Below are 12,677 nucleotides of genomic sequence, written 5' to 3'. Positions count from 1 at the left end.
AGCCTCGTCCGCATAGAACATGGGGTTGTCCCCCCGGTCTCCCATGCGCGTCGTCATCCTTGGCTGTGGAGTCTCTGGCCTGTCCTGCGGTGTCCGGCTTCTCGAAGCCGGGCACGCGGTGGAGATTTGGGCGCGCGAGCTGCCTCCCCACACCACGTCCGATATCGCGGCGGCCGTCTGGTACCCGTACCTCGCCTTCCCCCAGGAGCGTGTCACCGCCTGGGGCGCCCGCACCCTCGAGGAGCTGTGCGTCCTCGCCGCGCACCCCGAGACCGGTGTGCGGCGCGTCCTCGGCACGGAGCTGCTGCTCTGGCCCGCTCCCGATCCGTGGTGGGCCTCCAGCGTGCCCGGCTTCCGCCACGCCACCGCGTCCGAGCTGCTCCCGGGCTTCGTCGACGGTTTCGTCTTCGAGGCCCCCGTCATCGACATGCGGCGCTACCTCCCGTACCTCCTGGCGCGCTTCCGCCGGCTCGGGGGCTCCATCGTCCAGCGCGAGGTGCGCTCGCTCGACGAGGCCTGGGCGGTGGCTCCGCTGGTCGTCAATTGCACCGGCCTCGGGTCGCGCACCCTCCTGGGTGACGCGTCGCTCTACCCGATCCGCGGCGAGGTGCTCCGCGTGGCGCCGCTCCCCCTCGAGCGCTTCCTCCTCGACGAGCAGGACGAGGCGCGGGGCATGACGTACCTCATTCCCCGCATCGACGACTGCATCCTCGGCGGCACCTCCGTGAAGGGGAGCGCTTCCCTGGCGCCGGACCCCTCGCAGGCCGAGGCCATCCTCGCGCGCGCGGCGCGGCTGCTGCCCGCGGGCACCCGCCTCCACGTGTTGCAGCACCTCGTGGGGCTGCGGCCCGGACGGCCCGCCGTGCGCCTCGAGCTGGAGCAGGTGGAGGGACGTCACGTCCTCCACAACTACGGACATGGTGGTGCGGGCGTGACACTCTCCTGGGGCTGCGCCGAGGAGGTGGCCGCGCTCGCGGGCCAGTTGACCGATGGCGTGCCCCATGTCGGACCGGCCCACCATCCTTCGAGCATTGGGAGGACCCATGGAAAGTGAGCAGAGCCAGGATCGGATGCAGGCCGTGCTGCGGTTGCCCGCGGCCCGCCGCTATGCGTACTTCCTCCAGCGCGTGGCCGAGTCCGGCGAGGTCTGGGGGCTCGATGGCGAGGGCTGGGCGCTCGCGCTCGACGACTCCGGGCGGGACGTGCTGCCGCTCTGGCCCACGCCCGAGTTCGCCGCCATGTGCGCCACCCGGCTGTGGTCCGGCTTCCAGCCTCGCGCCATCAAGCTCCAGGAGCTGCTGGAGAACGTGCTGCCCCAGCTCGAGGAGGAGGGCATGCCCGTGGGCATCTTCTTCACGCCGGAAGGGCAGGGGCACCCGGTGTCGGCGCGTGAGCTCATCGACGCGCTGAGCACCCCGAGCGGCTCGCTGGCCTGAAACTTCGCGACCCGGGCTGTAACCGGACGGCGTGGAGCGGGACTCGCGCTCCGCCATCGGTGCAACGTTGCACCTCCAGATACCTGCGCGTACCTGCAACGCCTTGAGGCGCACCGGGCGGGGCCTCTAGCTTGCGCGCCATGCCTGGAGATTCCGACAAGACGGTGTTCGCGAAGGGAATGGCCCCCCAGAACAAGGAGGGCGGTTCGAAGGCCTGGCTCCCGTGGCTGGTGACGGCGGTGGTGGCGCTGCTGGCCGGTGTGGCGGGCTACCTCGGTTACGGCGCGTATTCGATGCAGAAGGAGCGCGCGGAGGCGGCGGAGAAGTCGGCCGCGGAGGCCCGTGCGCGGACGGTGAGCACCGAGCAGGCGCGCAAGGCGCTGGAGGCGCAGCTGTCGCAGCAGCTCGCGGCGAAGGACCAGAAGCTCACGGCGCTCGAGGACGAGCGCACGCGCCTGTCCACCGAGCGCGAGCAGCTCCAGCTGGCGGTGCAGGAGAAGGACGCCGAGCTCGCCCGCCTCAAGGCCACCTATGAGGACATCGAGCAGAAGCTGAAGGCGGAGATCGCCGATGGGGAGATCCGCCTGTCGCAGGGCGAGGGCCGCATCCAGGTGGACCTGGTGGACAAGATCCTCTTCGACTCGGGCGAGGCGAGCCTGTCGCCGCGCGGCGGCGAGGTGCTGGCGCGGCTGGGCACGGTGCTGTCCAAGGTGGAGAACCGCTCCATCCTCGTGTCGGGCCACACGGATGACGCGCCGCCCTCGCAGCGGCTGGCGGCCACCTACCCGACGAACTGGGAGCTGTCGGTGGCGCGCGCGGTGAACGTGGTGCGCTTCCTCGGCGAGAAGGCCAGTGTTCCCCCGGGCAAGCTGGTGGCCGCGGGCCATGCGGACACGAAGCCCGTGGCCAGCAACGCCAACGCCAAGGGCCGCGCCCGCAACCGCCGCATCGAGATCCTCCTCATCCCGGATCTCCCCGCGGGCAAGCAGGGCGAGACGAAGACGGCCGCGGACGCGCGCTAGTCCGCGTCAGGGCGTGCTCGGACGGTGGGGCGGCTGCTTGTGCCTGGACAGGCGGAAGGAGACGACCGCGAAGGCCGCCGCCGCCACCACGGTCATCGCCACCCAGTACCAGAGCGCCGGGCTGTGGGTGACATACTGATCCACCTTCTGGCTGTCCCCCGGGGGACCCATCTGCGCGAGCGCCATCATCGGGGTGAGCAGCAACACGACCCAGGCCGGAATCATCTGTGAAGTCTTCATCGCCCCGGAAAGCTGAGCATCTGTCTGGAGGCGAACAAGCCGTGCGCCCGGTGCCGCCTGCCCGGTGCCCGAGAGTGCCAGCGGAGGCTTCGGGCCTCGCTGATTGCCGGGCCTCGCGGGGATTCCGTCTCTGCTCGTGAAGCGGTGGCGGGCCCCCCCTGTCCGTCCACCCCGATCGCTGGTGTACAAAGGCGCCGCTCGCCTGCTCCGGGTGTCTGGGAGCGGTGCGTGCGAACCCCCCGAGGTAACCCATGCGGTCTGAAATCCCCCCGAAGACCTGGAGCGGTCTGTGCTCCCGGATGCTGATGGCCCTGGGCGTGTGGTGGCTCGTGGGCTGTGGTGGCGGTGAGATGCCGGCGGACGTGAGCACGCGTCCCCAGGGGCTCGGCAGCACCCACAAGGTGCTCATCCTGGCGGCGTCGGTGACGGGGGGCTCCAACAGCGTGGAGGCGGTGGCCGCGCGGAGCCTGGGCTACACGGTGGACGTCGTCTCCGATGCCGCGTGGGCCGCGAAGGGCTCGGCGGACTTCGCGGGCTATCGCGCCATCATCCTGGGGGATGCCACGTGTGCTGGCAGCCTCGGGTTGATCTCCGCGGCCTCGAAGACCCGCGGCATCTGGGGCCCCGTGGTGGACGGCAACGTCATCATCGTGGGCACGGATCCCGTGTACCACTTCAAGGATCAGGTCACGAAGAACGCCGTCCAGTTCGCCACCGCGCAGGAGGGCAGGACGGGCGCCTATATCAACCTGAGCTGCTACTACCACGACACGGATCCTCGGACGCCGGTGCCGGTGCTGGAGCCCTTTGGCTCCTTCACCGTGACGGGGGTGGGTTGCTACGACGACGCCCACATGGTGGCCTCGCACCCGGCCCTGTCGGGCCTGACGGACACGCTGCTGTCCCGCTGGGCCTGCTCGGTGCACGAGGCCTTCGATTCCTTCCCGGCCGCCAACTTCACCCCGCTCGTCATCGCGAGGGACCCGGTGTACGGCGCGCGTCTGCCGGGCTCGCTGGACTTCGCGGATGGCTCGCACGGGGTGCCCTACATCCTGGCCCGCGGTGCCGTCCCCGTGCGCTGCGGCGATGGCGTGGTGCAGTACCCCGAGGAGTGTGACACCGGCCTCGGCAACGGCATGCCGGGCACGGCCTGCTCGTCCGTGTGCCGCCTGCACTGGTGCGGAGATGGCACGTTGGATCCGGGCGAGCAGTGCGATACCGGCGCGGCCAACGGCACCGGTGCGTGCAGCGCGTCCTGCCGGTCCGTGGCCGTCAACCGTGCACCGGTGGCGAAGTGCAAGGACGTGACGCTCCAGGCCGGCCCCACCTGCAGCGCCACCGTACCCTCCGTGAATGACGGCTCGTACGACCCAGATGGGGATTCGCTGCAGTGCACCCAGGGGCTCGTCGGCTCCCTGGGGCTGGGCTCGTACCTCGTGGGGTTGACCTGTCTGGACCCCGCGGGCCTGCTGTCGAGCTGCGCGGGGACGGTGACCGTCGTCGACGCCACGCCGCCGGCCGTGTCGCTGGTGGGGTATGCCTCGGAGACGCTCGAGTGCCGCACGCCCTACGTCGAGCCGGGTGCGGTGGCCATCGACTCGTGCTCCGGGGTCCTGTCCTCCGCGGTGACCGTGTCCGGCTCCATCAACACCCGCATGCCGGGCACGTACACCCTCACGTACTCGGCGAAGGATGGGGCCGGCAACGTGGGCAGCGCGACGCGGACGGTCACGGTCGTTCCGGGTGCCTCCGGCTCGTGCGAGGACCGGGGCGGCGGTTGGATTCCGACGGGCAGCATGGCCCTGCCACGGCTGCTGCACACCGCCACGCTGCTGGACGATGGCCGGGTGCTGGTGGCCGGTGGCTTCAACACCACGGCGGAGGTCTACAACCCGGAGGCCCGATCCTGGTCCGTCACGGGAAGCACGCTGGGCTCGCACCGGGGCCATACGGCCACGAAGCTGCGGGATGGCCGGGTGCTCATCGCGGGCGGCGGCGTGTGCCCCATCACCAACGCCACCGCCGAGCTGTACGTGCCCGCCCTGGGCAGGTGGACGCCCGCGGGAATTCTCAACACCCAGCGCTACCACCACGCCGCCGTCCTGCTGCCTGGCGGCAAGGTGCTCGTGGCCGGTGGCCGCGCGGGTGAGTACGACAGCGCCACGCTGGCCTCGGCCGAGCTGTATGACCCGGCCACCAACACCTGGTCCTCTACTGGAAGCCTGAACACGGCTCGGGCCTTCCACACCCTGACGCTGCTGCCCGGCGGCAAGGTGCTGGTGACGGGGGGCAGCGATGCCTCCGATGGACTCATCGCCTCCGCGGAGCTGTATGACCCGGCCACCGGGAAGTGGACGAGCGTGGGGACGATGGCCACGGGCCGCGCCTCGCACACCGCCACCCTGTTGCCGGGCGGCAAGGTGCTGGTCGCGGGCGGCTCGGGCACCGGCGTGGCGCCGAGCGCGTCCGCCGAGCTGTATGACCCCGCCACCGGCAACTGGTCAGCCACGGGCGGCATGGGCTCGCCGCGCCGGTTCCATACCGCCAACGTGCTTCCGGATGGCCGCGTGCTCATCGCCGGTGGCTACCACCCGGCCACGGGCATCCTGACCTCGTCCGAGCTGTATGACCCGGCCATGGGCAGGTGGAGCGTGACGGCCGCCATGAGCGTGGACCGCTACCAGCACACCGCGACCCTGCTCGGCAACGGCACGGTGCTCGTCGTGGGCGGCGTGAGCAACCACGACCAGTCGTCGGCGGAGTACTACGACCTGACGGCGCTCTGAGCTCGGAGGGGAGGCTCCGGCCGCGATGGGGAGCAACTGGTCCGATGGTCGGACCCGTTGGTACGCCGCGCGGCCGGTCAGAACAGGGAGCAGATCGCCTCGATGATGACGTAGAGCACGCCATCGCCCGCGACCTCTCCCACCGTTCCCAGCAAGGTCCCTGACTCTTCCGGACGGGACCCGGCGAGGACCTGGGACCCGCCTGGTGCGGAGAGCTGTCCCTGATGGGCGCTCCGCAGGGCCGTCAGCTCGTTCGCATCCAGCCACATGCCCGGACAGCGGGTGCAGATGTCCACCGTCTGTCCGTGGACCTCGAGCGGCACCATCCGGGAGGTACAGTCCGGACAGCGCAGCGAGGGCATCGGGCACACGTAGCAATGCTCCTGCTCGTCCGCCAGCAGGTGGACTCCCTGGGCACAGCGCCCCTCTCCGGCGGCCTCGGTGAGGCGCTTCGCCAGCCGGGCGAGGAGCGGCGCCAGGAAGTCACCTGCCTCCCGCGTCACATGGTGCCCCTTGCACCCCTGGCAGAACCCCAATGTCCCGTGCCGCGTCCGCATCCGGCGCAGGGTCGTATCTCGGCAACGCGGGCACCAGGCGTCTGGAGTCGGAGTGCTCACCCTCCCGAGTCTCGCACGGAAGGTGCGTGGGGTGCAGGAGCCAGGGGTGAAGGGGTCCGGGTTGTGGCCGGCCGCGTCCGCTGTTGTACTGAGCGCCCTCCATGAAGAAGCCCATTCCTTCCCCCGGAAACTCCCAGGGCCTGAGCCGCCGGACGTTCCTCGGTGGCGCCGCCGCCGCCAGCACGCTGGCCGCCCTGGATGTCCATGCACAGCCCTCTCCCGGCAACGCCGCGCCCGCGCCCGCTTCCGCGCCGCGCGCCGGCTCCTTCGAGCTCGAGGAGGCCACCGTCTCCGAGCTCCAGGCCGCCATGCAGTCGGGCCGGTACACCGCGCAGGGCCTCGCCGAGCGCTACCTCGCCCGCATCCAATCGCTGGACCGCGAGGGAGAGCTCCCGCTCAAGTCCGTCATCGAGCTGAATCCGGATGCGCTCGCCATCGCCACCGCGCTCGATGAGGAGCGCAAGGCGAAGGGGCCTCGCGGTCCGCTGCACGGCATTCCGGTCCTCATCAAGGACAACATCGGGACCGCCGACAAGATGCAGACCACCGCCGGCTCCCTCGCGCTCGTGGGCGCCGTCCCTTCCCGCGATGCCTTCGTGGTGGAGCGGCTGCGCGCCGCGGGTGCCGTCATCCTCGGCAAGACGAACCTCAGCGAGTGGGCCAACTTCCGCTCCACGCACTCCTCCAGCGGGTGGAGCGGGCGCGGCGGCCAGTGCCGCAATCCCTACGCCCTCGACCGCACGCCCTCGGGCTCCAGCTCGGGCTCCGGCGCCGCCACCGCCGCCAACTTCTGCGCCGTGTCCGTCGGCACCGAGACCGATGGCTCCATCGTCTCTCCGTCCGCGGCGAGCTCGCTCGTCGGGCTCAAGCCCACGCTCGGGCTCGTGAGCCGCTCGGGCATCATTCCGCTCTCGCACAGCCAGGACACCGCCGGCCCCATGGCCCGCTCCGTGGCGGATGCCGCCGCGCTTCTGGGCGTCCTCGCCGGTATCGACCCCACTGATGCGGTCACGGCTTCGAGCAAGGGCCACGCGCACGCGGACTACACGCGCTTCCTCGACCCCCATGGGCTGAAGGGGGCTCGCATCGGTGTGCCGCGCGAGCGTTTCTTCGGTTATCACCCCGCCACCGATGCGCTCGTCGCGCAGGCCCTCGAGCTCATGAAGGCCCAGGGTGCCGTCATCGTCGACGAGGCCCATATCCCCACCGCCTCGAAGACGGATGAGCCGGAGATGGAGGTGCTGCTCTACGAGTTCAAGGCCGACATCGAGGCCTACCTCGCCGGGCTCGGGGAGAGGACCCGGCTCAAGACGCTCGCGGACCTCATCCGCTTCAACGAGGAGCACCGCGACACCGAGCTCCCCTGGTTCGGCCAGGAGCTGTTCCTCCAGGCCCAGGAGAAGGGGCCCCTCACCGACAAGAAGTACCTCAAGGCCCTCGCCGCCTGCCGGAAGTTGTCGCGTGAGCAGGGCATCGATGCCGTCATGGCCAAGCACAAGCTCGATGCGCTCGTCGCTCCCACCCAGGCTCCTCCCGGGCTCATCGACCTGGTGAATGGCGACCACTGGCTCGGCAGCAGCTCCTCGCCCGCCGCTGTCGCGGGTTACCCGAGCATCACCGTCCCCGCTGGGTATGTGGCCGGACTGCCCGTGGGCCTGTCGTTCATCGGCCGCGCCTGGAGCGAGCCCGTGCTCCTGCGGCTCGCGTTCGCCTACGAGCAGGCCTCCAAGCATCGCCGCCCGCCGGCGTTCGCTCCGACGGCGGATCTGCGCCAGGTGGTCAAGGTGTAGGCGCTCGGGAGCACGGGCTCAACCTGGGGCCCTGATACCCTCACCCCGTCCCTCTCCCGAGGGGAGAGGGGTGGATGCGTGGGTGGGGGTGGATGCGTGGGTGACGGCCCTCACCCCCGCTTCACGGCGCCGTGGGTTGCGCCATGGCTCCCAGGGGCGGTGTCTTCGGCTCGTACCGCTTCAGCACCGCGTCCAGCTGCGCCAGCTCGTTCGCTCGCAGGATGGGTGTCCGCGCGTAGATCGCCCGCGCCGCCGCCGCCAGCTTCTGCACCCGCTCCAGCTGCTGCCCCGTGTTCCACAACGCCCGCGCCAGCGCGGATTGCACCAACGCCTGGTACTCCGGACGCCCCTTGTGGTTCCCGACGATCACCAGCGCCCGCTCCAGCAGCGGAATGGCCTCGCCCGTCCTGCCCAGCTTGCGCAGCGCCTCGCCCGTGCCCGCCAGCAGCAGCGCCCCCACCGGTGAATCCAGCTCCGTCGTCTTCTCGAAGAGCACCCGCACCTGCTCGAACAGCGCGAGTGCCTTCGCCGCCTGCCCCATCTCCAACAGGCTGTTGGCCACGTCCATCCGGATGAGCAACGTGTTGAAGTGATCGGCTCCCAGGAACCGCTCGCGCAGCTCCAACACCTGCTGGTGCAGCTTCAGGGCCTTGTCATGCTGGCCCCTCACCGTGTGCAGCGCCGCCAGTCCGTTCAACGCCTGCGTGTAGATGTGCTCCTGCTGCTGCGGATCCTTCTTCGTCAGCTCCAGCACCTGCTGGAATGTCTGCCGCGCCTGCCCCAGCCGCTCCAGCGCCATCTGCGCCTCGGCCACCCGCACCAGCGATTGCAGTGCGTCCGCGCTCTCCGGGCCCGTGAGCGTCCCGTACAGGCGCGCCGCTTCCTGGTAGTGCTCCAGCGCCTCGGCGTCCCGGCCCTGCTCGCTGTCCAGCTCGCCCGCCGACAGGTGGTAGTGCGCCCACTCCTCCGAGTTCGGCCGGAAGGCCCGCTTCACGATCTCCCGCACCCGGTCGAGGATGCGGCGCGCGTCCGCCAGCCGCCCCTGCATCACGTACGTGCTCGACAGGTTCATCATCGGCTGCACGAGGAACGGATGCAGCGGGCCCAGGTTCTGCTCTCCCACGGACACGAGCGACTCCAGGGCCCGCAGCGACTCGTCCATGCGGTCCAGGTTGCCCAGCGCCGCCAGCGAGTTGGTGGCGTAGCGCAGCGTCGTCGAGTGCGCCGGGCCCAGCGTCTGCTCCGCCAGCGCGAAGGCCTTGTCGAAGGACTCGTACGCCTCCGCGAAGTTGCCCTGCGCGTAGAAGGCCATGCCCCGGTTGTTGTGGTAGATGGCCCGCAGCTCCCCGTTCTCCCCCAGCCGGTCCAGCGAGGCCAGCGCGAAGGCCTGCCAGTGCTTCGCCTCTTCCTCCGGGCCCCGCTGGGCGTAGTAGCCCATCAGCCGCACCGCCGCCGCGGCGACGATGGTGTCGTGCCGGGAGGCGTGCGCCAGCCACAGCGCCTCGGTGAGCAGCGGGGGCACACCCTGGTTCTCCGCGGCGAGGATCTGCACCCACGCCTGCGTGAAGAGCGCCTCGGCGTGCACGGGCGAGTACCCCAGCGTGGGCGCCTTCTTCGCCACCTCCGTGGCCAGCTCCAGCGACTCCGGGAGCTTGCCGGCCGTGTTGAGCGCCTTGACGCGGGCCAGTTGCGCGCGGACCGTCTCCACCGCGCGGCGCGTATTCGCGTCCTCGGGCGGCTTCACCTCGGACATGAGCGCCTCCACGTCCGCGCAGCCCCACAGCCGCCGCAGCGAGCTGGTGGCGAAGATGGCCTTCTCCACCACCGTCTCGTCGGCGTCGGCGAAGACCTCGCTGAGCGCGGCCAGCTCCTGCCGCCGTCCCTCCAGGCACGCCATGCGCAAGGACATGACGTCCTCGGACTGCTCGCCCCGGATGCGGGTGGCCGCGCACGTGTCGTGGTGCATCTCCTGCCACTCGCGCGTGTACGCGTCGAGCGCCTCGCGCACGCGCACCCACGTGTCGCGCGCATAGTCCCGGCCCGTGGCGAAGAAGGCCTTCTCGATGGCCGCCTTGCGCGGCGCGTCCCAGATGCCCACCAGCTTCGCCGCGCCTCCCGTGCACAGCTGCGCCTGGCGCTGCTGCCAGGTCGTCCACGCCAGCACCGCCGAGCCCGTCACCAGCAGCCCCAACGCCGTGATGGCCAGCGCGCGGCGGCGCACCCGCGCCGGGTCCCTCTCCAGCACGGCCAGCAGCGCGTCCAGCGACGGGTAGCGCGCCTCCGGTGCCGTGTTCAACGCGCGCAGCAGGGCGCGGTTCACCCACGGCGGCACCTTGGAGTAGGGCGGCGGCGCGTGGATGCGCCCGGCCAGCACGTTCTCCCGGCGCTCGCCCGGGGACGTGCCCTCGAAGGGGCGCACGCCGTAGAGCGCCTCCCACAGCGACACGGCGAAGGAGAATTGATCACTCCGCGCGTCCGCCGTGGCGCCCCGGAACTGCTCCGGCGCCATGTAGGCCGGCGTGCCCAGCACCGCGCCCCGCTGCGTCAGGTTCAGCTCCAGCAGGCTGTGCGCCTTCACCGGGCTGGTGTCCGGAGCGGCGTCGGCGGCCTGCTCCGGAGGGGCGTTGTGCGGACGCGCCAGGCCGAAGTCCGTCACCCGGACGCGGCCGTCCTTGCCCACCAGCACGTTGGTGGGCTTGAAGTCCCGGTGCACCAGCCCCGCGGCGTGCGCGGCGGCCAGTCCCCGGCCCGCGGACAGGTAGGCCGTGAGCAGCTCCCGCCACGTCCTCGGCTTCTCCCGCTCCCACTGCAGCAGCGTCTGGCCGTCCACCAGCTCCATGGCCATGAAGACCTGGGACTCGTGCTGGTGCACGTCGTAGATGGCCACCACGTTGGGGTGTGACAGCCGGGCCATGGCCTGCGCCTCGCGCAACAGCCGCGCCCGTCCCGAGGACACCTCGGGGCCGCCGTCCACCTCTCCCGGCGGCAGCAGCTTCAGCGCCACCTTCCGGTCCAGCACCGAGTCGTAGGCGGCGTACACCATGCCCATGCCGCCTTCACCCAGCGGATCCAACACCACGTACCGGTCCAGGGGCGTGCCCCGGCCGAGCGTGGGGGCCTCGCCCGGGGCCCCACCAGGTGTCCCGTCAGGTACCCCAAGGGGTCGGGTACCCGCGGAAGACCCTGGTGCGTCCCTCGTGCCGATGTTCACCGTGCGCCGGTCGTCCATCACGACCGTGCGCCGGGGCTCCTCGGGCACGAGCGTGCGGCGCTCGTCGTTCACGAGCGTGCGGCGCTCTTTGTCATCGAAGGACGTCATGCGGCCTCGCTACCACGCAGCTCCCACGCAGAATGTCACGCCCGCGCGAGCCGCTCCAGCGACTCGCCCGTGACGCGGAACACCGTCCAGTCGTTCATCGGCACCGCGCCGAAGGACTTGTAGAACTCGATGGACGGGGTGTTCCAGTCCAGCACGGACCACTCGAAGCGCCCACAGCCCCGCTCCACCGCGAGCTTCGCCAGGTGCGACAACAGGCGCTTGCCGTGCCCCCGGCCGCGCTGCTCGGGCAGGACGAAGAGGTCTTCCAGGTAGAGGCCCGGCTTGGAGAGGAAGGTGGAGTAGTTGTGGAAGAAGAGGGCGAAGCCCACCACCTGCCCGCCATCCTCGGCCAGGACCACCTCGGCATAGGGCCGCTCGCCGAAGAGGTGCTGGTGCAGGTCCTCCTCGCGCAGGACGACCTCGTGGGAGAGCTTCTCGTACTCGGCCAGGGCCCGGATCAGCCGGGCGATGGAGGGGACATCCGCGGGGGTCGCTGAACGAATCATGGGGGGAATGCTAGCGCTCCAGGCACGCCGGGGGGGACCGCTTCGTAGTAGCGTCCGGCTCCGCATCCGCACACCGGGTACGGGAGGGGCAGCACCATGCGCAGGTTCGAGTTCGTGGAAGGCACCAGCGCGAAGTTCTGGATGGCCGAGGTCCAGGGCAACACCTTCATCGTGGTGTATGGCCGGCTGGGCACCGACGGGCAGCGCAAGGAGAAGGAGTTCGACGACGAGGCGGGCGCCCGGCGCGAGTACGAGCGCAAGGTGGCCGAGAAGCTGCGCGAGGGCTACCACGAGGTGTCCTCCGAGTCCGCGCCCGCGCCCAAGGGCGCCAAGGGCGCCGCCGCCGCCGCTCCGAAGCTCTCGCTGCCGCCCCGGGTGCGCGGGGGCAAGCCGTCCGCCGAGCAGGTGAAGGAGGCCGCCGAGGCGCTCACGGCGCTCGACACGCGGGTGGGAGGACGCAGCTGGAAGGTGTCGCTCCAGGCCCGCCGGGCGCGGCGCGCGCTCCGGGCCCTGGGAGGCGTGGATCCGGCCAGCCATGCCGCCCTCGGCGCGGTGTTCACGTCGTTGATGGGCAAGGTGGTGGCGCCCAGGGGCGAGCCGCGGCTGCCGCTGTGGGTGGCCCTGGAGCTGCTGGCCGAGCTGGATGCCGCGGCCTTCGTCCGGGCGCTGGAGCAGTGGAAGAAGGCTGCCTCGGGGACACCGGCCCAGGCGGCCATCGGCGTGCTGTCCCGTCAGGCCGAGGTGCTCGGCGAGCCCGAGCTGGCGCTGCGCCTGGGCTCGCTGCTGGAGGCGAGGCCCCGTGCCTCGGGCGAGGGCTGGGAGACGCGCTGGAGCGAGCTGCGCCCGCACGTGGAGGGGCACCTGGCCTCGGGTGGCAGCTCCCTGCCGGCCCTGCTGCGCGCGCTGGAGGCGGGGGGCGATGCACGGCTCGCCGAGCGCCTGTCGCGGCTGGGCGGGTAGG

Annotated in this window: 10 protein-coding genes; 6 read left to right on the top strand and 4 right to left on the bottom strand. The window is 71.2% G+C overall.

The window, feature by feature from the left end; translation table 11 throughout:
- Nucleotides 1-19 precede the first annotated feature (19 nt).
- The 3 genes from AC16DP_RS23235 to AC16DP_RS23225 all read left to right on the top strand — a co-directional run bounded on the left by AC16DP_RS23235 (nucleotide 20) and on the right by AC16DP_RS23225 (nucleotide 2,458).
- Nucleotides 20-1,054: an FAD-dependent oxidoreductase gene (locus AC16DP_RS23235; RefSeq protein ID WP_483956860.1), complete on the top strand. Its 1,035-nt coding sequence runs from the start codon at nucleotides 20-22 to the stop codon at nucleotides 1,052-1,054.
- The gene (locus AC16DP_RS23230; protein WP_329726676.1) at nucleotides 1,044-1,436 is read left to right on the top strand and encodes a DUF2750 domain-containing protein; all 393 of its coding nucleotides are present in this window, start codon (nucleotides 1,044-1,046) and stop codon (nucleotides 1,434-1,436) included. The genes AC16DP_RS23235 and AC16DP_RS23230 overlap by 11 nt, the downstream gene beginning before the upstream one ends.
- Nucleotides 1,437-1,576: 140 nt before the next feature.
- Nucleotides 1,577-2,458 carry an OmpA family protein gene (locus tag AC16DP_RS23225; RefSeq protein ID WP_329726677.1) on the top strand — a complete coding sequence of 294 codons (882 nt, stop codon included), beginning with the start codon at nucleotides 1,577-1,579 and terminating at the stop codon, nucleotides 2,456-2,458.
- Between the two features lie 6 nt (nucleotides 2,459-2,464).
- Here AC16DP_RS23225 and AC16DP_RS23220 read toward each other — a convergent pair whose 3' ends face one another.
- Nucleotides 2,465-2,683 (bottom strand): hypothetical protein, encoded by a 219-nt coding sequence (locus tag AC16DP_RS23220; protein WP_483956859.1) that lies wholly within the window; start codon nucleotides 2,681-2,683, stop codon nucleotides 2,465-2,467.
- Between the two features lie 266 nt (nucleotides 2,684-2,949).
- Here AC16DP_RS23220 and AC16DP_RS23215 point away from each other — a divergent pair, with 266 nt between their 5' ends.
- Nucleotides 2,950-5,484, top strand: a complete 2,535-nt coding sequence (locus tag AC16DP_RS23215; protein WP_329726679.1) for a Kelch repeat-containing protein — start codon at nucleotides 2,950-2,952, stop codon at nucleotides 5,482-5,484.
- A gap of 77 nt (nucleotides 5,485-5,561) precedes the next feature.
- Here the strand turns inward: AC16DP_RS23215 and AC16DP_RS23210 are convergent, their stop codons facing one another.
- Nucleotides 5,562-5,987, bottom strand: a complete 426-nt coding sequence (locus AC16DP_RS23210) for a TFIIB-type zinc ribbon-containing protein (RefSeq protein WP_329726680.1) — start codon at nucleotides 5,985-5,987, stop codon at nucleotides 5,562-5,564.
- Nucleotides 5,988-6,202: 215 nt separating this feature from the next.
- Here AC16DP_RS23210 and AC16DP_RS23205 point away from each other — a divergent pair, with 215 nt between their 5' ends.
- Nucleotides 6,203-7,891: an amidase gene (locus tag AC16DP_RS23205; protein WP_329726681.1), complete on the top strand. Its 1,689-nt coding sequence runs from the start codon at nucleotides 6,203-6,205 to the stop codon at nucleotides 7,889-7,891.
- Nucleotides 7,892-8,012: 121 nt separating this feature from the next.
- On the opposite strand, the gene AC16DP_RS23200 is transcribed toward AC16DP_RS23205, so the two are convergent.
- Nucleotides 8,013-11,210 (bottom strand): serine/threonine-protein kinase, encoded by a 3,198-nt coding sequence (locus AC16DP_RS23200; RefSeq protein WP_329726682.1) that lies wholly within the window; start codon nucleotides 11,208-11,210, stop codon nucleotides 8,013-8,015.
- 35 nt (nucleotides 11,211-11,245) lie between these two features.
- On the bottom strand, nucleotides 11,246-11,716 hold the full coding sequence (locus AC16DP_RS23195) for a GNAT family N-acetyltransferase (RefSeq protein ID WP_329726683.1): 471 nt from the start codon (nucleotides 11,714-11,716) through the stop codon (nucleotides 11,246-11,248).
- A gap of 96 nt (nucleotides 11,717-11,812) precedes the next feature.
- Here AC16DP_RS23195 and AC16DP_RS23190 point away from each other — a divergent pair, with 96 nt between their 5' ends.
- Nucleotides 11,813-12,676: a WGR domain-containing protein gene (locus AC16DP_RS23190; RefSeq protein WP_329726684.1), complete on the top strand. Its 864-nt coding sequence runs from the start codon at nucleotides 11,813-11,815 to the stop codon at nucleotides 12,674-12,676.
- The last annotated feature ends 1 nt before the right edge of the window (nucleotide 12,677 follow it).

It is taken from the genome of Archangium sp., assembly GCF_057119385.1.
The sequence above is the reverse complement of the archived record's forward strand: the minus strand, read 5'-3'. Positions and strand labels throughout refer to the sequence as shown.